This window comes from Microbacterium pumilum, assembly GCF_039530225.1.
GTDB lineage: Bacteria > Actinomycetota > Actinomycetes > Actinomycetales > Microbacteriaceae > Microbacterium > Microbacterium pumilum.
Window position 1 is genome coordinate 3,053,763 of sequence record NZ_BAAAOH010000001.1, and the last position, 24,327, is coordinate 3,078,089.

The 24,327-nt window shown below is 68.2% G+C and carries 21 protein-coding genes; 5 read left to right on the plus strand and 16 right to left on the minus strand.

Features of this window, described 5'->3' with window-relative positions:
- Positions 1 to 141: 141 nt before the first annotated feature.
- The 4 genes from ABD188_RS13740 to ABD188_RS13755 are packed head-to-tail and all read right to left on the minus strand — an operon-like array spanning position 142 to position 5,178.
- Complete coding sequence (locus tag ABD188_RS13740; RefSeq protein ID WP_344063311.1) at positions 142 to 450, minus strand: YciI family protein; 309 nt, start codon at positions 448 to 450, stop codon at positions 142 to 144.
- A gap of 7 nt (positions 451 to 457) precedes the next feature.
- Positions 458 to 2,764: an NAD-dependent DNA ligase LigA gene (ligA, locus tag ABD188_RS13745; RefSeq protein WP_344067110.1), complete on the minus strand. Its 2,307-nt coding sequence runs from the start codon at positions 2,762 to 2,764 to the stop codon at positions 458 to 460.
- Between the two features lie 56 nt (positions 2,765 to 2,820).
- Positions 2,821 to 3,921, minus strand: a complete 1,101-nt coding sequence (gene mnmA / locus ABD188_RS13750; RefSeq protein WP_344063313.1) for a tRNA 2-thiouridine(34) synthase MnmA — start codon at positions 3,919 to 3,921, stop codon at positions 2,821 to 2,823.
- Between the two features lie 60 nt (positions 3,922 to 3,981).
- Complete coding sequence (locus ABD188_RS13755; protein ID WP_344063317.1) at positions 3,982 to 5,178, minus strand: cysteine desulfurase family protein; 1,197 nt, start codon at positions 5,176 to 5,178, stop codon at positions 3,982 to 3,984.
- Positions 5,179 to 5,237: 59 nt separating this feature from the next.
- Between ABD188_RS13755 and glgX the strand changes: the two genes are divergently transcribed.
- The 3 genes from glgX to glgB are packed head-to-tail and all read left to right on the plus strand — an operon-like array spanning position 5,238 to position 11,631.
- On the plus strand, positions 5,238 to 7,325 hold the full coding sequence (gene glgX, locus ABD188_RS13760) for a glycogen debranching protein GlgX (protein ID WP_425561350.1): 2,088 nt from the start codon (positions 5,238 to 5,240) through the stop codon (positions 7,323 to 7,325).
- A gap of 59 nt (positions 7,326 to 7,384) precedes the next feature.
- A complete protein-coding gene (locus tag ABD188_RS13765) occupies positions 7,385 to 9,469 on the plus strand; it encodes an alpha-1,4-glucan--maltose-1-phosphate maltosyltransferase (RefSeq protein WP_344063320.1) in 2,085 nt (694 codons plus the stop codon).
- Positions 9,466 to 11,631: a 1,4-alpha-glucan branching protein GlgB gene (gene glgB, locus ABD188_RS13770; RefSeq protein WP_344063323.1), complete on the plus strand. Its 2,166-nt coding sequence runs from the start codon at positions 9,466 to 9,468 to the stop codon at positions 11,629 to 11,631. The genes ABD188_RS13765 and glgB overlap by 4 nt, the downstream gene beginning before the upstream one ends.
- A 20-nt stretch (positions 11,632 to 11,651) precedes the next feature.
- Here the strand turns inward: glgB and ABD188_RS13775 are convergent, their stop codons facing one another.
- Positions 11,652 to 12,596, minus strand: coding sequence for a tetratricopeptide repeat protein (locus tag ABD188_RS13775; RefSeq protein ID WP_344063326.1), 945 nt, complete (start codon positions 12,594 to 12,596; stop codon positions 11,652 to 11,654).
- Complete coding sequence (locus ABD188_RS13780) at positions 12,593 to 14,428, minus strand: DUF8094 domain-containing protein (RefSeq protein ID WP_344063329.1); 1,836 nt, start codon at positions 14,426 to 14,428, stop codon at positions 12,593 to 12,595. Before ABD188_RS13780 ends, ABD188_RS13775 begins: the two co-directional genes overlap by 4 nt.
- Positions 14,429 to 14,607: 179 nt before the next feature.
- Here ABD188_RS13780 and ABD188_RS13785 point away from each other — a divergent pair, with 179 nt between their 5' ends.
- A complete protein-coding gene (locus tag ABD188_RS13785) occupies positions 14,608 to 15,657 on the plus strand; it encodes an AI-2E family transporter (RefSeq protein ID WP_344063332.1) in 1,050 nt (349 codons plus the stop codon).
- A gap of 4 nt (positions 15,658 to 15,661) precedes the next feature.
- On the opposite strand, the gene ABD188_RS13790 is transcribed toward ABD188_RS13785, so the two are convergent.
- The 9 genes from ABD188_RS13790 to rpsB form a co-directional block, all read right to left on the minus strand.
- Complete coding sequence (locus ABD188_RS13790) at positions 15,662 to 16,384, minus strand: alpha/beta hydrolase (protein ID WP_344063335.1); 723 nt, start codon at positions 16,382 to 16,384, stop codon at positions 15,662 to 15,664.
- Position 16,385: 1 nt separating this feature from the next.
- The gene (locus ABD188_RS13795; protein ID WP_344063338.1) at positions 16,386 to 16,670 is read right to left on the minus strand and encodes a hypothetical protein; all 285 of its coding nucleotides are present in this window, start codon (positions 16,668 to 16,670) and stop codon (positions 16,386 to 16,388) included.
- A 5-nt stretch (positions 16,671 to 16,675) separates the two neighbouring features.
- Positions 16,676 to 17,317: an aggregation-promoting factor C-terminal-like domain-containing protein gene (locus ABD188_RS13800; RefSeq protein WP_344063341.1), complete on the minus strand. Its 642-nt coding sequence runs from the start codon at positions 17,315 to 17,317 to the stop codon at positions 16,676 to 16,678.
- Positions 17,318 to 17,478: 161 nt separating this feature from the next.
- Positions 17,479 to 18,039 (minus strand): DivIVA domain-containing protein, encoded by a 561-nt coding sequence (locus tag ABD188_RS13805; protein ID WP_344063344.1) that lies wholly within the window; start codon positions 18,037 to 18,039, stop codon positions 17,479 to 17,481.
- On the minus strand, positions 18,036 to 19,088 hold the full coding sequence (locus ABD188_RS13810; RefSeq protein WP_344063347.1) for a phosphatidate cytidylyltransferase: 1,053 nt from the start codon (positions 19,086 to 19,088) through the stop codon (positions 18,036 to 18,038). Before ABD188_RS13810 ends, ABD188_RS13805 begins: the two co-directional genes overlap by 4 nt.
- Before the next feature lie 9 nt (positions 19,089 to 19,097).
- On the minus strand, positions 19,098 to 19,652 hold the full coding sequence (gene frr, locus ABD188_RS13815; protein ID WP_344063349.1) for a ribosome recycling factor: 555 nt from the start codon (positions 19,650 to 19,652) through the stop codon (positions 19,098 to 19,100).
- Positions 19,653 to 19,717: 65 nt separating this feature from the next.
- The gene (pyrH, locus tag ABD188_RS13820) at positions 19,718 to 20,437 is read right to left on the minus strand and encodes a UMP kinase (RefSeq protein WP_344063352.1); all 720 of its coding nucleotides are present in this window, start codon (positions 20,435 to 20,437) and stop codon (positions 19,718 to 19,720) included.
- Between the two features lie 86 nt (positions 20,438 to 20,523).
- On the minus strand, positions 20,524 to 21,351 hold the full coding sequence (gene tsf / locus ABD188_RS13825; protein ID WP_344063355.1) for a translation elongation factor Ts: 828 nt from the start codon (positions 21,349 to 21,351) through the stop codon (positions 20,524 to 20,526).
- Between the two features lie 117 nt (positions 21,352 to 21,468).
- Positions 21,469 to 22,443 (minus strand): 30S ribosomal protein S2, encoded by a 975-nt coding sequence (rpsB, locus tag ABD188_RS13830; RefSeq protein WP_344063357.1) that lies wholly within the window; start codon positions 22,441 to 22,443, stop codon positions 21,469 to 21,471.
- Between the two features lie 332 nt (positions 22,444 to 22,775).
- Between rpsB and ABD188_RS13835 the strand changes: the two genes are divergently transcribed.
- Complete coding sequence (locus ABD188_RS13835; protein ID WP_344063360.1) at positions 22,776 to 23,339, plus strand: M23 family metallopeptidase; 564 nt, start codon at positions 22,776 to 22,778, stop codon at positions 23,337 to 23,339.
- 46 nt (positions 23,340 to 23,385) lie between these two features.
- Here ABD188_RS13835 and ABD188_RS13840 read toward each other — a convergent pair whose 3' ends face one another.
- A complete protein-coding gene (locus ABD188_RS13840) occupies positions 23,386 to 24,294 on the minus strand; it encodes a tyrosine-type recombinase/integrase (RefSeq protein ID WP_344063363.1) in 909 nt (302 codons plus the stop codon).
- Positions 24,295 to 24,327 lie beyond the last annotated feature (33 nt).

The following is a 24,327-nucleotide window of genomic DNA, read 5'->3' on the forward strand; positions in this document are numbered from 1 at the left end:
ACGGGGCTGTCGTCAAGCGGGACCAGGCAGCGCAGCGATCACGCCCTGGATTTTCCGGCATGGTGCCTCCTTCGTGACGGTAGGCAGCACATGAGAACACAGATACGACACTCGCCGATCGGACGCGGCATGCGAGCGGGTTCAACCGACCAGACCCTCCCGCGCCACGGCGATGGCGTACGGGTGCAGTGATGCCTCGAAGACACCGGCGGCGACGGCAGGATCGCTCATCATGACCGCACGCGCCGCATCCTCGTCCTCGGCTTCGAAGATGGTGATGCCGAACGTCCCGACTTGCTCCTGAGTGCGACCCGCCAGGATCAGGATGCCGCGATCCCGCAACTCCACGAGGTATGAGAAGTGCGCACCGACGATCTCGTCTTCGCGTTCGGTCGGATCAGCGACCATGGCCGGCCGGACGGGCACGATCCGGTAGAGCCACTGGGCCATGTCGCGCTCACTCGACGGGAGCAGCGGGCGCCACACCGAGGGCCGCCGGGCCCTCGGTGACCAGCACGTGGAACTGCGCGGCATCCAGGATACGAATTCCGAGCTCTTCGGCTTTGGCGAGCTTCGAGCCGGCGCCGGGACCGGCGGCGACGAAGTCGGTCTTCTTCGACACGCTCGACGCGGCCTTTCCGCCCGCGTTGATGATCGCCTCCTGCGCTCCTTCGCGGGAGTAGCCCTCGAGCGAACCGGTGGCCACCACGGTCAGACCTTCGAGCACGCCTCCCTCGATGATCGACGCGCCGGGACCTTCATGCCCCGGCGTCGCTAGCTGCGCACCGGCGGCGGTCCACCGGTCGACGATCTCGCGGTGCCAGTCGACGTCGAACCAGTCCACGAGCGAGTCGGCGATGATCCCGCCGACACCCTCGACCGCCGCGAGTTCATCGCGCGTCGCAGCGCGGATGGCGGCTACCGAGCCGAACCACTGCGCAAGCGCCCGCGCGGCGACCGGTCCGACATGGCGGATGTTCAGCGCCACGAGGAAACGCCAGAGATCTTTCGTCTTGGCGCGTTCGATGTTCCCGAGCAGTGCCGTTGCCGCCACCGAGAGGACGTGGCCCGCGTCTCCGTCGAACGGACCGTCGGCGTCGAACTCCGGATCGCCCTTCTTGCGCTGCCGCCGGAAGGGCGACCGCGTGTCGGGAGTGCCGTCGTCGAGCAGGCGAGGAAGGCCGGTCTCGGCATCCCGCACCACGACGTCGATCGGGAACAGATCCTGTGGACGGAGGTCGAACACGCCGGCTTCGGATGCCAAGGGCGGGGTCTCGGGTCGCACCGGCTGGGTCAGGGCAGCTGCCGAGACCTCGCCGAGCCCTTCGATGTCGAGGGCGCCACGTGAGCCGACATGCTCCACGCGGCCGCGCACCTGCGCCGGGCAGGAGCGGGCGTTCGGACAGCGCAGGTCGATGTCGCCGGGCTTCGCCGGGGCGAGCGTCGAGCCGCACTCGGGACACTCGGAGGGCATCACGAAAGCGCGCTCGGTGCCGTCGCGAAGCTCGACCACGGGACCGAGCACTTCGGGGATGACATCTCCGGCTTTGCGGATCACGATCGTGTCGCCGATCAGCACGCCCTTGGCCTTCACGACGTCCTGATTATGGAGGGTCGCCTGCCGGACGACGCTGCCTGCGACGCGCGCGGGCTCCATCACCGCGAACGGGGTCGCGCGTCCGGTGCGGCCGACCGACACCACGATGTCGAGCAGTTTGGTGTTGACCTGCTCGGGCGGGTATTTGTACGCGATCGCCCAGCGCGGAGCGCGGCTGGTCGCACCGAGCTCATCGTGCAGGGCGAGCTCGTCGACCTTGACGACGACGCCGTCGATCTCGTGCTCGACGTCGTGCCGATGCTCGCCGTAGTGACGGATGAACTCATCAGCGCTCTCGGCCGAGTCCGCGACGCGGAAGTACTCGCTCGTCGGCAGTCCCCACGATTCGAGCAGGGCGTAGATCTCGCTCTGGGTGGTCACCGGTGGGTCGGGCCACGCGCCGATGCCGTGCACCGTCATCCTCAGCCGGGACAGGCGCTGGTGCACGGCGTCGAGCTGCTTCTCGTTCTTGCCCTCGGTCTTCTGGCGCAGGGATCCGGAGGCCGCATTGCGCGGGTTCGCGAAGAGGCGATCGCCCATCGACTCCTGGTACTCGTTCAGCGACTCGAAGTCCGCGACGTTGAAGAACACCTCGCCGCGCACCTCGACGAGGGCGGGGTGCCCTTCGCCCGCGAGGGCGAGGGGGATTCCACGCACCTGGCGCACATTGTCGGTGACGTCCTCTCCGACTCGACCATCGCCTCGCGTGGCCGCGCTGGTCAGCCGGCCGTGCTCATAGCGCAGCGAGAGCGCGAGCCCGTCGATCTTCAACTCGCAGAGGTAGTGCACCGACCGGCCGGCGTCGCGCTCGACCCGTGCGGCCCACGCGAGAAGCTCTTCGTCGCTGAAGACGTTGTCGAGGCTCAGCATCCGCTCGGCATGCTCCACCGGCGCGAACAGGGTGCCGGATGCCGCACCGACAGTCAGCGTCGGGGAGTCCTGGCCCTGCACCTCCGGGTGAAGCCGCTCGATGGCCTCGAGTCGGTGCATCCAGGCGTCGTACGTGGCGTCGTCCACGATCTCGGCATCCTGCCCGTAGTAGGCATCTCGCGCACCGAGAATCTGTTCGGTGAGCGTCTGCGCCTCGGTGCGAGCCTGCTCGAGCGTGAGGTCAGCGAGCGCCGGATCGAGTGGCCGTCCAGCGGTTGTCTCGAGGTTGTCATCGATGGCTGCGGAGTCCGTCACCCGGCCAGTTTAGGAGCCGGTGCCGACACGCGCGCAGGTCAGACCGTCGCGGGAACCGCCGACACCGTGCGGTCGATCGTGAACTGTCCGAGCACTCGGGTGCCGACGTACAGCACCGCGGTCTGTCCCGGTGCAACACCGTCGAGCGGCGTCTCGGGGACGACCGTGATGGTGCCCTCGGCGATGCAGGCGCCGGCCGGCACGGGGTCGGCGTGTGCGCGGATCTGCACATGGCATGCGAAGTCGGATGCCGCGGGAGGCCGTCCCGCCCAGGTGAAGCGCTCCCCCGCGATCTCTGCGGTTGCGAGGGCTTCCTTCGGGCCGACGACCACCGTGTTCGAGATGGGCCGCACCTCCAGCACGAACCGGGGCTTGCCGTCTGGCGCCGGCACGCCCAGCGAGAGGCCGCGGCGCTGTCCGACGGTGAAGGCGTGCGCACCCTCGTGGGTGCCTACGACGGCACCGGAGCGGTCGACGATCTCCCCCGTCGCGGTGCCGACCCGTTCCGCGAGCCAGCCCCGCGTGTCGCCGTCGGGAATGAAGCAGATGTCATGGCTGTCGGGCTTGTGCGCAACTGTGAGCCCTCGTGCCTCGGCCTCCGCGCGAACGAGCGCCTTCGAGGGCGTCTCGCCCAGGGGAAACATGGTGTGCGCCAGCTGCTCCGCCGTGAGCACCCCCAGCACATATGACTGGTCCTTCGCGTTGTCACTCGCCCGATGCAGTTCGAGGGATCCTGACTCATCCGCGCGCATGATCGCGTAGTGACCCGTGCACACGGCGTCGAACCCGAGATCGAGCGCCTTCTCGAGCACCGCGGCGAACTTGATCCGCTCGTTGCAGCGCATGCACGGATTCGGGGTGCGGCCAGCCGAGTACTCGGCGACGAAATCCTCGATGACGTCATCCCGGAATCGCTCCGAGAAATCCCACACGTAGAACGGGATGCCGAGGCGGTCCGCCGCACGGCGCGCATCCATCGCGTCCTCGATCGTGCAGCAGCCGCGGCTGCCGGCGCGCAGGGTGCCGCCGGCGCGAGACAGGGCCAGATGCACGCCGGTGACGTCGTGGCCCGCGTCGACCGCGCGCGCAGCAGCGACCGCGGAGTCCACTCCCCCGCTCATGGCCGCCAGTACGCGCATCCGTCGATTCTACGAGGCTCCGCCTCCAGGGGTCCTGAGAGGGCTGTGGCGGCGCCCACGTCACCGCACGACGCGCGAGGACATCCCGGCGCGGCGTGCGCGCTCGTATGCGTCGGGAAGTGCACGGATGACGGCGTCCACATCTTCGGTCGTGGTGGAGCGTCCGAGGGTGAGCCGCAACGCGCTGCGCGCCGCCTGCTGCCCGAGCCCCATCGCGAGGACGACATGCGACGGCTCGGGGGTGCCGGCCTGGCACGCGGAACCCGTCGACACGGCGATGCCCGCCGTATCGAGCAGCAGCAGCATCGAGTCGCCCTGCGCATCCGGCAGCACGAGGTGGACGTGGCCCGGCAGACGCTCGACGCTCGACGCCGAAATGCGTGCCTCGGGTATCGCGGCGCCGACACTCTCCTCCAGCCGATCTCGGAGGGCGCCGAGGCGCGCGGCTTCGGCATCGAGCTCGGCGACCGCGAGCTCAGCGGCGACCGCGAAAGCAACGGCGCCGGCGGCATCCTGCGTGCCGGCTCGCAGACCGCGCTGCTGGCCGCCACCGTGCACGAGCGGTTCGATCCTGGCCTCGCGTGCGACCACGAGCGCGCCGACGCCCGCCGGTCCGCCGAGTTTGTGCGCCGCGACGCTGAGCGCGACGAGTCCGCCGGCGCGGGAGCCGGACTCGGCTCGGATCCCGCGGAACGACAGCGGCAGATGCCCGAACGCCCCGACGGCATCCAGGTGCAGCGGAACCCCCGCATCCGCGCAGGCCGTGGATGCTTCGACCACCGGCTGGAGGGTGCCGATCTCATTGTTGGCCGCGAGAAGAGTCGCGACCGCGGCATCCCCGCTGTCCACCGCGCTGCGCCATGCCTCGAGATCCACGCGCGCATCGCGGTCCACCGGCACCCATTCGACGTCCGCGACCTCGTGTGCGTGCAGCCAGGCCAGCGTGTCCATCGTCGCGTGATGCTCCGCCGTGGGTGCGACGATCCCCGTGCGACCCGTGGACTCACGACGCGAACGATAGAGGCCGGTGATGCCGAGATTGACGGATTCCGTGCCGCCCGATGTGAACACGACCTCGATCGGGTCGCAGTCGAGGGTTGCGGCCAGTCGCTCCCGCGCATCCTCGAGCACGCGGCGTGCCGCCTGACCTGCGCCGTGGATGGACGACGGGTTGCCGAGGGTCTCGGTCGCGTGCAGCCATGCCTCTCGCGCTTCGGCGCGCAACGGCGTGGTGGCGGCGTGGTCGAGATAGACCATTTCCACACCCCCGTCCGACCGTAACCCGCCCGACTCACGGCCTTACTACTGTAGAACCCATGCTCAGCCCGGAGTCCGCCGCCGCGGTCGCAGCGCCACCGACGATGCTCAGCGCCGATCTCGACGATCTCGGTGTGACGTTCGGCCCAGACGGGGGAACGCTGCGCGTCTGGTCGGGCAGTGCCGACGAGATCGAACTCGTCGTCTTCGACGACACCGACCTCGACTGGATCACCGAGAGTCTCCCCCTCGAACTCGGCGCCGGCGGGGTCTGGTCCGTGACGACATCCCTCCTCCGGGCGGGTACGCGCTACGCGATCCGCGTCGACGGCCCGCTCCGTGACGGGAACACCTTCAACCGCAGGACTCTGCTGCTCGAGCCCTACTCGCGAGGTCTCGCCAGCGCCGGGTTCGAGGACTGGCGCTCTGTCGCGGTCGACGGCTCGTTCGACTGGGGCAGCGTCGGCAAACCCCGCGTCCCCCTCGACCGCACGATCATCTACGAAGGACACCTGAAAGGCCTCTCGAAGCGGCATCCCGGCGTGCCGCCCGCGCTGCACGGCACGTATGCGGGCCTCGCGCACCCCGCCATGATCGAGCACTTCCTCTCGCTGGGGGTCACCAGCATCGAGCTGCTCCCGGTGCATGCGTTCGCGACCGAACCGCGCCTGCTGCAGCACGGACTGACGAACTACTGGGGCTACAACACCCTGAGCTTCTTCAGTCCGCACGGGGCCTACGCCACCGCCGAGAGCCGGCGCCAAGGACCCGAGGCGATCCTCCGCGAGTTCAAGGGCATGGTGAAGCTGCTGCATGCGGCAGGCCTCGAGGTGATCCTCGACGTCGTCTACAACCACACCTCCGAAGAGGGCCTCGGCGGGCCTCGCTCGAGCCTCCGCGGCATCGACAACCGAAACTACTATCGCCAGCACGACGACGGCGCGTACATCGACGTGACGGGATGCGGCAATTCGGTCGACACGGCGACGGATGCCGCTTCCCGCCTGATTCTCGATTCCCTCCGGTACTGGGCGAACGACCTGCAGGTCGACGGCTTCCGCTTCGACCTCGCGGCGACGCTCGGACGAGACGCGAGGCACGAGTTCACACCGGAGCATCCGCTGCTGCGAGCCATCGTGGACGATCCCGTCCTCGCCGGCGGCAAGATGATCGCCGAGCCGTGGGATGTCGGAATGGGCGGCTGGCAGACCGGCAACTTCGGCGACGGCTGGAGCGAATGGAACGACCGCTACCGGGATCGGGTCCGCAACTTCTGGCTGAGCGATGTGGACTACGCCCGCCGCGCCTCCACGGCTCCCGTGGGCATCGGTGGATTCGCGACACGGCTTGCGGGATCGTCCAACACGTTCAGCCTCGAGCGCGGCCCGCTCGCGAGCGTCAACTTCGTCACCGCGCACGACGGCTTCACACTGCGCGACCTGGTCTCGTACGACGTCAAGCACAACCTCGGCAACGGCGAGCACAACCGCGACGGAGCCGATACGAACCGGTCGTTCAACCACGGCGCCGAAGGCCCCACCGACGACGAGTGGATCCTGGCCACGCGTCGCAAGGCGATGCGCAATCTGCTCGGCACGCTGCTGCTCTCGGCCGGCATCCCGATGCTGACGGCCGGTGACGAATTCGGGCGATCGCAGCGGGGCAACAACAACGCGTACTGCCACGACTCCGCTCTCACCTGGCTGGCCTGGGACCACGCGCCCTGGCAGCGGGACCTGGCGGCTCATGTGCGGCAGCTCATCCGGCTCCGGGAGGAGAATCCGGCGCTCCGCCCCATCCGGTTCGCACGGCTCGGCGAGCACACGCCGTCGGCGTCCGTCATGGAGTGGTACGACGAGAACGGCGAGACGATGTCGATCGATCGCTGGACGAATCCCTCACACCGCACGCTGCAGTACGTCGCCGCATCCACCCCCGAACTCGAGGATTTCAACAGGATCCTGTTGATGGTGCACGGCAACGAACGCCCGATCGACGTGACCCTGCCCGAGATCGATGGCGTCTCGCGTTACGTGTCGCTCTGGTCGAGCGCCGACGAGTCGCCGAGCGACGTCCAGTCGGAGCATGCTCCGGGCACCGTGATTCCGCTCATGGGCACGTCGATGCACCTCTTTCGCGTCGAGTGACGACGGATCGACCGTCGCGGCGCCTGTCGTCCCGCCGAAGCGCGCGGTAGGTTCAAGAGGTGGCAACGTCGACGCGCACCGTTCGCTCTCTCCCCTGGCGCAGCGCATCCTCCATTCCTGTTCGTGACGCACGCGAGTGGCAGTCCGGGCGCGACACGGTCTCAGGCCGCATCCCGCTCGCGCTGACAAAGCCCGGGGTGCCATGGGGCGACTACCCCCCGAAGGCTTTCGCCGGCGAGACCGTCCCCTTTCGCGCCACCGCTTTTCGCGAAGGGCACGATCGGATCGGGGTGCATGTTCGCCTGACGTCGCCGTCGGGGGACGTCTCGCTTCACCGGCTCAGCCCCCTCAATGACGGCTTCGATCGGTGGGAGACGATCGTCGCCGTGCTCGAGCAGGGACTGTGGCGGTTTCGCTTCGAGGCGTTCGGCGACGAGTTCGCGACGTGGGAGCATGACGCCGACCTCAAGATCGCCGCGGGAGTGGATGCCGCGCTCATGCGCGAGATCGGCGCCGGCCTGTTCGATCGCGCTGTGGCCGAGAAGTCCCGGCCGATCGCCGAGCGTCGCGCACTCGAGAGCGCGGCTGCCGCGCTCCGTGATCCGTCGGTAGACGACCCTTCCGCGCTCGAGATCGTCCGCGATCCCGCCATCGCGGCGTATTTCGCGGCCCGGCCGTTGACATCGCTCATGACGCTCGGAGCCGAGCGGGAACTGCTCGTGGAACGTGAGCGCGCCGGCGCGGGGGCCTGGTACGAGTTCTTCCCGCGCTCCGAGGGTGCTCGCCTGCTGAAAGACGGGACCATCAAGAGCGGGACGTTCCGCACCGCCGCGAAGCGGCTCCCGGCCGTCGCGGCGATGGGATTCGACGTCCTGTATCTGCCTCCGATCCACCCGATCGGGCGGATCAATCGCAAGGGACGCAACAACACGCTCGACCCCCAGCCCGGCGACCCGGGATCTCCGTGGGCCATCGGGGCGGCGGAGGGCGGTCACGACACCATCCACCCCGATCTCGGAACGCTGGCCGACTTCCGTGCCTTCGTGCGGGCCGCCCGCGCCGAGGGGCTCGAAGTCGCGATCGACCTCGCCCTGCAGGCCGCTCCCGACCACCCGTGGGTGACGGAGCATCCGGAGTGGTTCACGACGCTGCCTGACGGATCCATCGCTTTCGCGGAGAACCCGCCGAAGAAGTACCAGGACATCTATCCGGTCAATTTCGACAACGACCCCGAGGGCATCCGCGCCGAGGTCCTCCGCGTGGTGAGGCACTGGATCGCGCAGGGCATCAGCATCTTCCGCGTCGACAATCCGCACACCAAGCCGCTGCAGTTCTGGGAGTGGCTCATCGCCACGGTGACCGCCGAGCATCCGGATGCCGTGTTCCTCGCCGAGGCCTTCACCCGGCCGGCTCCGTTGCAGAGCCTGGCATCCGCGGGATTCCAGCAGAGCTACACGTATTTCACGTGGCGCAACACCAAAGTGGAGCTCGAGGAGTTCTTCCTGGGGCTGGCCCGCGAGACAGCCGACTTCGTGCGACCGAACCTGTTCGTCAACACCCCCGACATCCTGACCGAGTATCTGCAGTTCGGAGGGCGACCGGCGTACCGGGTGCGTGCGGCGATCGCCGCGACCGCCGCACCGACGTACGGCGTCTACGCGGGGTACGAGCTGTACGAGAATGTGGCGCGCCCGGGGTCGGAAGAGAACATCGACAACGAGAAGTACGAATACAAGGTGCGCGACTGGGCAGGCGCGGAGGCGCGCGGTGACTCGCTCGCGCCGTATCTCACCCGACTGAATGCGATCCGCCGCGCGCATCCCGCACTCCTCCAGCTGCGCAATCTCAGCATCCATTGGAGCGACGACGACGCCATCCTCGTGTACGTCAAGCATCTCGACGCCGGGCTGTCTCCCACAGGTCGCAGCGACACGGTCATCGTGGTCGTCAACACCGACCCTCATTCGGTGAGGCAGACGATGGTCCACCTGGACACCCGTGTCTGGGGCGTCGAGCCCGGTGCGCCCTTCGACGTCGAAGATCTCGTGTCCGGTGCCCAATGGACCTGGTCGGATCATAACTTCGTGATGCTCGACGCCTTCGCCGACCCCGTCCACATTCTCCACGTGAAGGACCCGCGATGACCCCCTCCGACCAGCTGTTCGAGACCGTCGCCTCCGGCGCCTATCACGATCCTCACTCCGTGCTCGGCATCCATCCGAGCACCGATTCCCAGGGCGGGGCCGAGTGGACCGTTCGCACGCGTCGGCCGCTGGCGGGCAGTGTGACGGCCGTCTTCGCCGATGGCACGCGCGTGCCGCTCGAGCACGTCCATGCCGGGATCTGGGAGGGAACGCGGTCAGGCGAACCGGGAGCCTACGAGATCCTGACGACGTATCCGGACGGACCGGAGTACGTCGCGGATGACCCGTACCGTCATCCGCCTACGCTCGGTGAGGTCGACCTGCATCTGATCGCCGAAGGCCGGCACGAACAGCTCTGGAATGTCCTGGGCGCGCATGTGCGCACCATGGACGGCTCGACCGGCACGTCGTTCTCGGTCTGGGCGCCCAACGCCCGCGCGGTGCGCGTGGTGGGCGACTTCAACCGCTGGGATGGCCAGGGACACGCGATGCGCTCGATGGGCGGGTCCGGGGTGTGGGAGCTCTTCATCCCCGAGATCGGCGTCGGCACCGCGTACAAGTTCGAACTGCTGAGCCGCGGAGGCGAGTGGGTGCTCAAGGCCGATCCCATGGCGCGGTTCGCCGAGGTGCCTCCCGCCACGGCATCCGTCGTCGTGCAGTCCGCGTACACATGGGGCGACTCGGCCTGGATGACACGGCGAAGCCGTTCCACTCCGGTGTCGGAGCCGATGTCCGTGTACGAGCTGCACCTCGGCTCCTGGCGTCCGGGACTCTCGTATCGGGATGCCGCGGACCAGATCATCGAGCACGTCACCGCCCAGCAATTCACGCACGTCGAGTTCCTTCCTCTCGCAGAGCACCCGTTCGGCGGCTCATGGGGCTACCAGGTCACCGGCTATTACGCCCCGACCAGCCGCTTCGGCCACCCGGACGACCTGCGCTATTTGATCGATCGGCTGCACCAGGCAGACATCGGCGTGATCATGGACTGGGTACCTGGACACTTCCCGAAGGATGCGTTCGCGCTTGCGCGGTTCGACGGCGAGGCACTCTACGAGCACCCTGATCCCCGTCGCGGCGAGCATCGGGACTGGGGCACGTACATCTTCGACTACGGGCGCAATGAGGTGCGCAACTTCCTCGTCGCCAACGCCCTCTACTGGTTCGAGGAGTTCCACGTCGACGGACTGCGCGTCGACGCCGTCGCATCCATGCTGTACCTCGACTACTCCCGCGAGGAGGGCGAGTGGGTGCCCAACGTCCACGGCGGCCGCGAGAATCTGGAGGCCATCCGCTTCCTGCAGGAGGTCAATGCCACCTCCTACAAGCGATACCCGGGCATCGCGATGATGGCCGAGGAGTCGACCAGCTTCCCCGGTGTCACCGCGCCCACGAGCCACGCCGGCCTCGGATTCGGCTTCAAGTGGAACATGGGCTGGATGAACGACTCGTTGCAGTACATCAAGCGCGACCCGATGTATCGCTCGCACCACGAGGGAGAGCTGTCCTTCTCGTTCGTGTACGCCTTCAGCGAGAACTACGTGCTGCCGATCAGCCACGACGAGGTCGTGCACGGCAAGGGCAGCCTGTTCTCGCGGATGCCGGGCGACCACTGGCAGAAGCTCGCCAACATGCGGGCGTTCCTGGCGTACATGTGGGGCCATCCCGGCAAGCAGCTGCTCTTCATGGGCCAGGAGTTCGGTCAGATCTCGGAGTGGTCCGAGGGACGCTCGCTCGACTGGTGGCTGCTCGACCAGCCGTCGCACGCGCAGCTGCAGGGATTCGTCTCCGTCCTGAACCGCACCTACCGCACCCACTCCGCGCTGTGGGCCAGGGACAGCGACGGAGGTGCATTCTCGCGACTGGGCGGTCCGTCGTGGAACCCGAATGTCATCGCATTCGAGCGGCGCGACTGGCACGGCAACACGGTCGCGGTCATCTGCAACTTCTCAGGCGTGCCGATCGACAACTACGAGCTGGACCTGCGCGAGTCGGGCATGTGGCACGAGATCCTGAACACGGATGCACTGGAATACGGCGGCTCGGGCGTGGGCAATGCCGGCATCGTGCCGGCGGACGAATCCGGCCGGGCAACACTCGTGCTGCCCCCGCTGGGCGTGCTGTGGCTTCGCCACGACCCGGCGGGAACGCCTCGCGAGTAGCCGGGCTGCAGCCCCGCGTGTCAGAACAGCAGTGACGCGAGGCGCCCGCGCGCACGGATGACGCGGGAATCGGCGTCGCCCACCAGGGCGAACAGCTCCAGCAGACGCTCGCGGACCGGTCCGCGCTCATCCGAGGGAAGCAGCGCGAACAGGTCGAGCAGTCGGTCGAACGCGTCGTCGACGTGTCCGCCGGCGAGGTCGAGATCGGCCACCGTCAGCTGTGCGGGGATGTCGGTCGGCGCGGCGCCCGCGGCGGCACGGGCGGCCTGAAGGTCCACGCCCTGTACCCGGTCGAGCAGTCGAACCTGTCCGAGACCGGCACGGGCATCTGCGTCCCGCGGGTTCTCGGCGAGGGCCTTCTCATACGCGGTGATCGCGCGCGGGTAGTCCCCGGCCTCGATGGCGTCGAAGGCCTCGGCGTGAAGTGGTGGAAGCGGCGGCTCCACCGCTTCCTCGACCTCGTCGGACTCCCCGGCCCCCGCCACCTCAACGGTCCCGGTCACGCCGTTCTGCGCCGCGAGCTGCAGCAGTTGAGCGAACACCTCGCGCACCTGCTGCTCGGGGACGGCACCCGTGAACAGGGGAACCGGCTGACCGCCGATGAGTGCGACGACCATCGGGATCGACTGCGCGCGGAACGCCTGGGACAGCTGCGGGTTCGCGTCGACGTCCACCTTGGCCAGCACGAGGCGGCCGCCTGCTTCCAGGACGAGCTTCTCCAGCACCGGTGAGAGCTGCTTGCACGGCCCGCACCACTCCGCCCAGAGATCGATCACGACGGGCACGGTGCGCGACAGCTCGAGCACCTGGGGGAACGTCTCGTCCGTGACATCCATCACGAGCGCCGGCACGGCGGCTGCCGGGGTGGCGGACGCTTCGCCGGGGACGGGAGCGGTGGTCCGATTCCGGAGTGCCGAGAGGTCGACAGCGCCGCGTAGAGCGGCACCCGGGGAGACGTCGGTCACTGGATCACCTTCGCGTTGAGGATGTCGGAGGAATAGCCGAGAAGGCGGATCTTCTCGTTCGACCCCTGGGCCGGGACGTAGAAGAACACCTGGTCGGTGAACGTCGTCGAGAAGCCGGTGGACGACTGATCCGCGCCGGCGAGGGTCTTCACCGTCGGATTGCTCTCGAGCTTGATCACGGCATCCTCGTTGGTCGGCTTGACCGTGTCGGTCTCGTCGATGTTCACAGCGACGATAGCGCCACTTTCGAGAGTGGCGAGCGCGAACGCGTCCTGCGAGCCCACGGCGGAAGAAAAGGTGAGGCTGCCGGTCTGCGACGCCGTCTTGTTGAACTCGTCCAAGCGACGTTGGCGGTCGGTGGCGATGCCCTCGCGCAGGTGATCGCCCTCGGCCTCGAACATGTCGAAGTACTCGCTCTTGTCGCCCTCGTTGATGACGTCGGCATACGCGGTCGCGAGCTGGTCGGGCGCCATGATCAGGAACGGCGAGTCAGGCTGTACCTGAGGTGCACCGATGTACCACGGCGCGAGGTCGGGCATCTCGGTCGATGCCTCGAGGCTCGCCTGATAGGTGAGCTTGTACGGCGACCACGCGTCTTCCTGCGTGAGCACCATGATGCTCGACGTCTTGGTCGCCTTGTCGTCCACCACTGCCATCATGGAGCGCGGCCAGCCGTCGTACGCCTGCGGCAGGACGATCTCGAGCGGCTTGGTCAGGATCGCTGCCGGCGCCTTGTAGTCGGCGATCGATTCGCGCAGCGCGTAGTTGGTCGCTCGGGTGGCGAGCACGGTGCCATCCATGCGTGTCGCCGCGAGGGACTTGTCGCGCTCCTTGTCGGCATCCGCGGCGGTCGCCGCGACGCGGGCGATGATGCGCTCCGCCTGCGCCTTCGTGACGGCGGGCGCCTGCTGGCCCTCGGGTGCGACAACGGTGGCGGTGGGACTCGGTGTCGGCGTCTGACCCAGCTGGGGCCAGGAGTCCGCCGAGCAGCCGCTGAACAGGAGTGCTGAGACCGCGACGACGGGCACAATCGCGAAGGCCCGGCGGCCGGTCGACACCGCGCGGCGGGTCGAGGGACTGGCGCTGATGACGCCCTTGTCCTCACCCTCCACCGCGAGATCGATCGGCTCGGTGACGGGCAAGGGGAGGCCCTTGCGGCGCGGGCCGCGCGAGCGACGGGCATGCCGGATCCCCAGGATGTAGAGCAGGACGCCGATGGCCATGAGGATCCCACCGCCCACGATGAGCGGACCCGCCCAGGGCGTGGCGTTCGCGATGGGCCATGAGACCGTGACGTCGGTCGGCGCCGCTTCGACGCCGTCGGTCGCCACCAGGATGCTCATCTCTTCAGGAAGCTGGAGCGGGGCGATCAGGATGTCGGTCTGCTGGAACTCATCGAGCCAGAGGTCGGAGCCGACCGGACTGTGAGCCGCCAGCTGCTTGTCGGTAGGCCCGGCGGCCGGCTCGTCCGCGGCGTCGCCCGACTCGGCGTCGCCCTCGTCAGCCGGCACGGGTACGACATTCGTCGTGACGATAGCCCCGGCTTCGTCTAGCGTGACCTCGTTGTAGGGGACGTCGGACAGCCACGCCTGGAGGTCGGCGGCGCGGCCGTAGGCGGCGAAGATGTCGCCGTCGGCCTGCGCGCGGAGCGTCTGGGAGCCCGGAAGCTGGTTGAGGACCGCCCCGTCGATGAGCAGGTAGGGGGCGTCCTGCTCAGCCGAGATGGAAACCGTTTCGGTCTTGGGTCCCTGGAAGATCGTTCGCTGCGCGATTCCCGCCACGATCATCACTGCGGCGAGCACGAATGCCGCCACGGCCCACACGAAACGCACGAATCACACCTCTCCCGAACCCGCTGGAGTACAGGGCGGATCCTCTACTTGACATTTCAGCCTAGCGAAAGTGACCTGAGAGGGGCCCGGGAGGGGTCATTCCGGCCGCTGGGCGTCACCAGTGCGTATCCTGACGGAACAGCAAAGCGGCCGACGCGCCGAGAGAGGCGGCATCCTCCATGAAGGTGCACAACCCCTTCCGGGTCGCGTTCGTTGCGACCCTCGGCGTGGGTCTCGGCCTGCTCTTCATCGGCAGCATCCAGACGCTGTCGACGATTCTGCTCTACGTCGGAACTGCGCTGTTCCTCTCGCTCGGCCTGGACCCGATCGTGGCGTGGCTCGAGCGACGCAAGATGAAGCGCTGGCTCGCCGTCCTCATCACGATCCTCGGGGTGCTGGCGGTGTTCGCGGGAATCATCTTGATCATCGTCCCGGTGCTCGCCGACCAGGTGTCGCAGCTGGTCGACGAGGTCACGAAGCTGCTGAACCGCCCGACTTTCTGGGACGACGTCGAGACCTGGGTGCACGACGCATTCCCGAACCTCGATCTCGCAGCCGTCATCGCCCAGGTGCAGGATTGGGCCCTCGAAAATGCCGGCTCCATCACGGGAGGTGTGATCGGAGCAGGCGTCGCCCTGTTCGCCGGCCTCGGCGGAGCGTTCATCGTGCTGATCCTCACGATCTACTTCACGGCATCCACTCCGAGTCTCAAGCGGGCGGTCTACCAGCTGGCACCGGCATCCAAGCGGGAGAGGTTCATCGATCTCGGCGAGCAGATCACGGACTCCGTCGGCTATTACGTCATGGGCCAGGTGTCGCTCGGCGTCATCAATGGGGTGCTGAGCTTCATCTTCCTGACGATCATCCAGGCACCCTTCCCTGCTGTGCTCGCGGTCATCGCCTTCTTCTTCTCGCTGATCCCGCTCGTCGGCACCCTCACAGGCTCGACGATCATCGTGCTGATCTGCTTCATCCCAGGTCTCGGTTCCGTGCCCAACGGTCTCTGGGCGGCGGGGTACTACCTGGTCTATATGCAGATCGAGGCCTACATCCTGTCGCCGCGCATCATGAATCGGGCGGTATCCGTTCCCGGCGCCGTCGTCGTCATCGCCGCGCTGGCCGGCGGGGCGCTCCTGGGACTGCTCGGTGCGCTGATCGCGATCCCCGTGGCGGCGAGCATCCTGATCATCTACCGTCAGGTGGTCATCCCCCGTCAGAACGAGCGCTGACGCTCTACTCCCCCAGCGGCCCGTCCCACTCCTCGGGCAGCGGGAGCGCATCCGGATTCACCGCGGCCACGATCTCGGTCAGCACGCGTCTGGTCTGGGTCTCGCCCACCCAGAGATGCTTGCCGCCCGCCACCGGGATGAGCACGGCGTCCGGCAGACTCGCGAAGCGCTCCGCCGCGGCATCCGGTCTGAGGTAGTCGTCGAACTCGGGAACCAGGACGATCACTCGACGGTGGTCGTCGGCCCACGCCGCCACATCCGCATCGGTCGCGCGGTGGAGCGGTGGTGAGAGCAGGATGGCGCCCTCGACGTCGTGGTCGCGGCCGTACTTGAGCGCGAGTTCGGTGCCGAACGACCAGCCGACGAGCCATGGATGCGGGAGCCCTCGTTCGCGCACGAGGTCCATCGCGGCTGCGACGTCGAATGCTTCAGCCCGCCCGCCGTCGAAAGCTCCGTCGCTCGTCCCGCGCGAAGACGACGTGCCGCGGGTGTTGAAGCGCAGCACCGCGAGGTCTGCGAGTGCGGGGAGCCGTGCCGCGGCCTTGCGGATGATGTGCGAGTCCATGAATCCGCCCGCCGTGGGAAGCGGATGCAGCGTCACGAGCGTTGCGACCGGGTCTCGCTCGGCGGGCAGTGCGAGCTCTCCGACCAGGGTGAGCCCGTCGATCGTCTCCAGTTCGATGTCTTCCCGGCGCGCGGGAAGAAGCAGAGGTCCGCGGATCTCCATGTCAGCCGATCCTCCAGCAGTGGGAATGCCAATGGCGCCGCGAGGCGAGGTCAGCCTCGTCGCCGAGGACTCCGTCAGCGCGCCAGGCGACCAGGTGGGCCGTGCCCGCGTCGACTGTGCGGCCGCAGCCCGGACACGTATAGGTCTTGGTCGCCTGTACCGCCGACACGGGCTGCACGGTCCACTGGACACCGCGCCGTACCTCGGTGCGCTTCCAGCCTGCAAGCAGACGCTCGAACGGTTCATCGCCTGTCGGGTCCGAGCGACGGCGGTTCGACCGCGGCATGGTCGTCAGTACCAGCCCGCGCTCTGCGAGTGGCCCCACGCGCCGCACGGCGACCCATAGCGGCCGCCGATGTAGTTCAGGCCCCAGGTGATCTGCGTGGCAGGATTGGTCTCCCAGTCGGCGCCGACGCTGCCCATCTTGTTGCCCGGGAGAGCCTGCGGGATGCCGTAGGCACCGCTTCCGGCGTTGTAGGCGTTGACGCGCCAGCCGGACTCTTTGTTCCACAGCGCCACGAGACATCCGAACTCGGCATCGTTCCATCCGCGCGCCAGGACCATCGGATACGCGATCGCCTGCGCGGACCCGGGATCGGGCGCCACGAACGGCGGCGACCAGCCCGAAGAAGAGCTGGAGGACGAACTGGCCGTGGTGGTCACGACGACCGGCTTGGGCTTGGGCTTGGGCTTCACGTAGACGGTGTATCCGCCGCGGTCGAGGGGTGCGACCTCGGAAGAGGCGGCCGCAGGAACCGTGTGGGACTGGATGTCGGCGAGCGAGCTGGCATACAGCGACACCGGGGCGACGACCTCGGCGTTCGCCTGCGAGATCGCGACGCCGGTCGGGCCGACATACGCGACTACGAAGCCGACGGCCGCGAAGGCCGCGAACACGCCGAGCACACCGCGTCGCCGGGACCATCTGGGCATGGTCGTGCTCGCGCCACGAGGCGCCGAAACCGGTGCCGCCTCGCGGGTGACGACATCCCGGCGGATTGAGCGGCGTGTGGGGGTCAGCTCGTTTCCGGAAGTCACAGTTCCCCGAGTCTAGCGAGAGCTCACGGGGCACGCCATCCGAGCCCGCGCGGGCGTCACGAGACGGCGAGCATCACGTCCACGACGGCGTCGAGGACGGCATCCACCTGCGCTTCGCGATATCCGCCGCGCTGCATCCGGAACGCCACCGAGCGCACCTGCTCGACTGTGACCGAGTCGCCGGTCTCGAGATAGCGCGCGATCTTGTCTGACACGAGATCCACCTCGTCGACCCGGTAGCCGTAGCGGAGGATGCTCACGCGATCGAACCTTTCGCGCTTGGGCCGGGCGAGGCGATCGAGCACGGTCTGCGCGGTGTCGCGCGTGCGTCCCACCCATGCGCCGGCGCCGACCGTCGTGAGCACCTCGGCGCGTTCCCGTGCGGCGAACGCGTCTTCGATGCGGCCGAGCGCGGCATCCACAGGGGCGATCTCATAGCCGTGCCGAGCGAGCGCGAACGAGACCTGGCGCACGTCGGCTGCGGTGAGGTGCTCACCGCCGTCTTCGAATGCCGCTCGTGCGCGGGCCAGGAACGCATCGACAGCGTGCTTCTCATAGCCCTTCTCGCGGCCCCGGGCTTCGGGAAACGCCGCCGTCGGCGCAGTGTCGGTCGTCATGATGCCACCAGGGGGGTGAAGAGGTAGAACAGGGCAAGCGCAGCGGTGCCCGATGGGAGGAGCGAGTCCAGTCGATCGAGGACGCCGCCGTGGCCGGGCAGCCACGAACTCATGTCCTTGATGCCGATGTCGCGTTTGATCATGGACTCGGCCAGGTCTCCGACGGTCGCCGTCGCGACGATCACGACGCCGAACACGACGCCCATCCACCAGTCGAGACCCAGCATGAACAGCGCGAGCAGCACACCGGCGATCAGAGCTGCCAGGACAGCGCCGGCGAACCCCTCCCACGTCTTCTTCGGGCTGATCCGGGGTGCCATCGGGTGCCGGCCGAACGAGAGTCCGGCGGCGTACGCGCCCGTGTCCGAGACGACGCAGAGGATGATGAACGCCAGCACCCACCACTCGCCGCCCTCCTGGCGAAGCAGTACGACCGACATGCTGGCGAAGAAGGCGAGGTAGAGCGGCAGGAATCCGGCGATGAGGACATCGCTGAGGACATCGCCGTACGTGCGGCCATCCTTTGCCGCCATCTGCGCGACCATGCGCCACACGGCGACCACCGCGATGGCGACGAACAGCGCCACCCAGTGCAGCCACAGGTCGAGGAATGACGCCGTGAGCACGAGCACGACCGCGACGAAGAGCTGCGGGATGAGGTCGACGCGGCGGCCGGCGGCGATCAGCACGCGCGAGAGCTCGAACGTTCCGAGCACCGCGGCCGCCAGCGCGTAGACGACGAAGATCCACTTCACGAAGATGAGCGACGCGACCAGCAGGATGCCGATGGCGAGGCCGATGAGGGTGGCGAGGATGAGATCGCGGCCGGTGCGTTCTTTGATGCGCTCGTTCGCCTCTTCGAACTCGGCGCGGGCGTGCGCGACTTGGCTCTCCAACTCACTGCGAGCAGCGCGCACGTGGGCTTGGAAGGCCGGACCCGAGTCGGTGGGCACGGGTTCGGGCCGACGTGTGTCGGCCGCCTCACGCCTCGTCAGCGGAACGGCGGGCGGCACCTCGCCGCTTGCAGCATCGCCGGATGAATCGGTCACACCTGGACCTCAGACCTCGAGCAGTTCGGCCTCTTTGCGCTTGAGCGCCTCGTCGATCGCGTCGACGTGTGCGCGCGTGAGCGCATCGAGCTCTTTCTCGGCACGGCCGAGCTCGTCTTCGCCGACATCGCTCTTGAGCGCGTCGAGATCGTCCTTGGACTTGCGACGGATGCCGCGGACGTGCACCTTGGCATCCTCGCCCTTGCCGCGAACGAGCTTCACGTACTCGCGACGTCGCTCCTCGGTCAGCTCCGGAAGCGATATCCGGATGATGTTGCCGTCGTTCGTCGGATTCGCGCCGAGGTTCGGACTGTCGCGGATCGCCTGCTCGATCGCCTTGAGGGCGGACTTGTCGTACGGGGTCACAAGCACGGTTCGCGCCTCGGGGCTGTTCACCGAAGCGAGCTGCGCGAGCGGGGTAGGGCTGCCGTAGTAGTCGACGAGGATCTTCTGGAAGAGCTGCGGGTTGGCCCGGCCGGTGCGGACGGTCGCGAAGTCCTCCTTCGCAGCCTCGACGGCGCGGTCCATGCGCGCTCCGGCATCGGCCAAGACATCCGCGATCACTGTGACTCCTTGCATTGATGGGGCGCGGCCAGTCTAGTTGAGCCGTGCCCCTCGACCGGGCTGATCTAGGTGGTGACGAGGGTGCCGATCTCGTCGCCGAGCAGGGCTCGCGTGACGTTGCCGGCCGGCTCCATGCCGAACACCCGCATGTCCATCCGGTTGTCCATGCACAGGCTGAAGGCGGTCGAGTCGACGACCTTCAGTCCGCGCTGGAGGGCGTCGATGTAGGTGATCCGGTCGATGCGAGTGGCGGAGGCATCCTTCTTGGGGTCTGCCGTGTACACGCCGTCGACGCCGTTTTTCGCCACGAGCACCTCTTGGGCTCCGATCTCGAGCGCACGCTGTGCGGCCACAGTGTCGGTCGAGAAGTACGGCAAGCCGGCTCCGGCGCCGAAGATCACGACGCGGCCCTTCTCCATGTGGCGCTCCGCTCGGCGCGGGATGTACGGTTCCGCGACCTGGGTCATCGAGATGGCCGACTGGACGCGCGTCGCGGCCCCGGCCTGCTCGAGGAAGTCCTGCAGCGCGAGGGCGTTCATCACGGTTCCGAGCATGCCCATGTAGTCGGCGCGACCACGGTCCATGCCTCGCTGGCTCAGCTCCGCCCCGCGGAAGAAGTTGCCCCCTCCGACGACCACGGCGATCTCGACGGTTCCGACGGCTTCGGCGATCTCTCGGGCCATCTGGCTCACGACGTCGGGGTTGACGCCGAGCTGGCCACCGCCGAACGCCTCGCCCGACAATTTCAAGAGGACGCGGCGGCGCCCGGTGGTCTCATTGATCACGGTGATCCTCTCTCACTTCCGACAACCTATCGAAGGGCATGAGAAAAGCCCGCACCGGGGATCCGATGCGGGCTTCTCACGATGAGTTACGCGCCGACCTTGAAGCGGGCGAAGCCCGTGAGGGTCAGCCCGGCATCCTGGGCGACCTTCGCGACGGACAGCTTGTTGTCCTTCGCGTAGTCCTGGTCGAGCAGGGCGACCTGCTTGAAGAACGCGTTGACGCGTCCTTCGACGATCTTCGGCAGGGCGGCCTCGGGCTTGCCCTCCTGACGCGAGATCTCGGTGACGATCTCCCGCTCCTTCTCGACGTCGGCCGCGGGGACCTCATCGCGGCTCAGGTACGAGGGGTTGGCGAACGAGATGTGCTGCGCGAGGCTGCGTGCGGTCTCTGCGTCATCACCCGTGTAGGCGAGGACGACCCCGACCTGCGGGGGCAGGTCTTTGCTGGTCTTGTGCAGGTAGACCTCGAACTTGTCGCCGGTCAGCGTGCGCACGCGGCGCAGCTCGACCTTCTCGCCGATGATGGCGGCCTCGTCGTCGATGAGCTGCGCGACGGTCTGCGTGCCTTCGGGGGCGGCGAGGGCGTCCTCGACGGAGTCCGCGGCGACGGCGGCTGCGGCATCCGCGACCTTGTCGGCCAGCGCGATGAAGCGGTCGTTCTTTGCGACGAAGTCGGTCTCGCATGCCAGTTCGATGAGCGTGACCTTGCCGGCCTGCTCGCGTGCCGCGACGAGGCCCTCGCTGGTGGAACGGTCAGCGCGCTTGGCGTTGCCCTTCGCACCCTTGAGGCGCAGGATCTCGACGGCTTTCTCGACGTCGCCGTCGGCCTCTTCGAGTGCCTTCTTGGTGTCGACCATGCCGGTGCCGAGCTGGTCGCGCAGCGCTTTGATGTCGGCGATCGTGAAGTTTGCCATGGGTGGTGGCTCCTTGATTGGTGGTGAGTGCTTGGGATGCCTCGGCGGGACCGCCCGGAGCGCGCGGCTCAGAGCGGTCCCGCCGAGGCGGAGTTCATTCGGCGGTGCCGAAGGATGCTACTTGGCGGCGGCTTCGGCGTCCGCGACCTCGGCCACGGTCTCGTCCGCCTCGGCTGCGACGACCTCGTCGTGCGCATCGGCGCCCGCGATGTCGGCCTCTGACTCGGTGGCTGCCTCGGCGACGTCGACGACCTCGGCGACCTCCTCGGCCTCGTCTGCGACGGCGACGGCCTCGTCGGAGATCACACCGGTCTCGACGACCTCGTCGGCGGCGGGCTGCTCGAGCAGCTCGCGCTCCCAGTCAGCGAGGGGTTCGGCGTCCGCCGACTCTTCGCTCGGCTGGTGGCGCTGGATGAGACCCTCAGCTGCGGCGTCGGCGATGATGCGCGTGAGCAGGCCCACGGAGCGGATCGCGTCGTCGTTGCCGGGGATCGGGTACTGGAACTCGTCCGGATCGGCGTTCGTGTCGAGGATGCCGATGACGGGGATGCCGAGCTTCGTGGCCTCGTTGACGGCGAGGTGCTCACGCTTGGCGTCGACGACCCAGATCGCCGAGGGAGTCTTGGTCATGTTGCGGATTCCGCCGAGCGACTTGTGCAGCTTGTCGAGCTCGCGCTTCTTGAGCAGCAGCTCCTTCTTGGTGAAGCCGCTGTTCGCGGGCACCTCGTAGTCGAGCTCCTCGAGCTCCTTCATGCGCGCGAGACGCTTGGAGATCGTCTGGAAGTTCGTGAGCAGTCCACCGAGCCAGCGCTGGTTCACGTAGGGCTGACCGACGCGCGTGGCCTGCTCGGCGAGGACCTCCTGCGCCTGCTTCTTGGTGCCGACGAAGAGGATGGTGCCACCGTGGGCGACCGTCTCCTTGACGAACTCGTACGCCTTGTCGATGTACGTCAGCGACTGCTGCAGGTCGATGATGTGGATGCCGCTGCGCTCGGTGAGGATGAAGCGCTTGACTTTCGGGTTCCACCGGCGGGTCTGGTGCCCGAAGTGAACGCCGCTGTCGAGCAGCTGGCGAATGGTGACGACGGCCATGGCCGTTCTCCTGTTCTGGCGCATTGCTGCGCCTCTTGCGGTTGTGTTCGCGCCTGACCGTTGCGGCCGGCGAGCCTGGTGCCCGGCACACGCCCGCCCTTCGACAAGCTCAGGGACCGATGGGGGTGGATGCCGCACGACGCCCTTCGACAAGCTCAGGGACCGGCGAACCGGGTTCGTCGTGCTGGGGGCACGCGGAGTCACCCCGACGTGCGGGGTGCCATCCCAGTGTACCAGCCGGCGTCTCCTCCCCAGGCGCGGGGGCGGTCGAGGTTCTGCACCGTCCGGTGCACGCGCCCTCGAGGTCGGACGATGCTCGCGAGAATTGAGCAATGGCGCGAAACGATGGGTACCGGCGTTCGCTCACCGCGCGTCTGGCAGCGACCGGTGGGATCCTTCTGGTGCTCGTGGGCGGCGTGGTGGCCGCTCAACCGGCGGACGCCCACCTTCGCGCCGACGACGCTGTGACGCCTGCCGCCGACCTGTCGGATCGAGGGTGGCGGTGGCCGGTTGGGAGCTTCCGCCTCGAGAATCCGTATCGTGCGCCGGCGCATCGCTTCGGGCCGGGTCACCGCGGCGTCGATCTGCGACCCCTGTCGGGTCTTCAGCTGCTCTCGCCGGCTTCGGGCGTCGTGGCCTTCTCGGGAATGGTCGCGGGTCGCGGCATCCTCACCATCGATCATGGCGATGGGCTTGTCACCACGCTCGAGCCGATTCAGTCGTCGCTTGCGCCGGGCACGCCGGTCGGTGCCGGTGACGTCGTCGGCGAGCTGTCGCTCGGCGGCCACACGATGTCGGGCGCTGTGCACTTCGGGGTGCGGCTGGACGGCGAATACATCAATCCGCTGCTGCTGCTCGGCGGCGTGCCTCGCGCGGTGCTGCTTCCGTGCTGCTGAGCCGGCTGGTGAGTCGCGACCGCCGAGCGGTCGCTTCGATGACGTCTCACGCGCGCGGGTGCGCGAGCCGGTACGTTGCAGCGAGTCGCTCACTCGAGACATGGGTGTAGATCTGGGTCGTGCCGAGGCTGGCGTGGCCCAGGATCTCCTGGACCGTGCGGAGGTCGGCGCCCCCGTCCAGCAGGTGCGTCGCGGCGGAGTGTCGCAGCGAGTGCGGGCCGACCGCGCCTCCGGCCGCAGCACCGAGCGTGCGTGCCACGATGTCGTACGCGGCGCGTGAGCCGAGTCTTCCGCCGCGTGAGCCGAGGAAGACGGCCGCAGCCGTGCGGGCGGAGGGTTCACGGCGCGCGGCGAGGACGGGTCGCCCACGGACGAGGTACGCGTCGACAGCGCGCCGCGCGGGCGCTCCGAACGGCACGACCCGCTCCTTGGATCCCTTGCCCATCACACGCGCCGTCATCCGATCCTGGTCGAGGTCTTCCAGATCGAGGCCGCACAGCTCCGAGACCCGCAAGGCCGCGCCGTACAGCAGCTCCACCACCGCGTGATCGCGCAGTGAGATCGGGTCGCCGGTTGCAGCGGCGGCGGCAAGCTCCTCGAGGATGCCGGCGAGCACGTCTGCCGTGGCGATCCTCGGCAGGGTGCGTCCGCGTTTGGGTGCCACGAGCCGCAGTGCCGGGTCGAGCTCAAGGAGACCGCTCTCCGTCGCCCAGGAGAAGAAGCCCCGCGCGGCGGCGGTGCGACGCGCGATCGTGGCGCGCGCATCGCCGCGCTGCGTCGACCGCCACAGCCATTCGCGCAGGTGCTCGAGGTCGATCTCGTCGAGGGGAACGTCGCCCGTCGTCGCCGCGAGGTCGGCGAGGTCGGCGCGATACGCCCGAACCGTCGCGGGAGCAAGGCGGCGCACCTCCGCGAGATGCCCCGCGAACGCGTCCGCCGCCTCGAGGATCCTCATGATCCCAGCATGCCGCGCCTCGCCGGCCCCGAG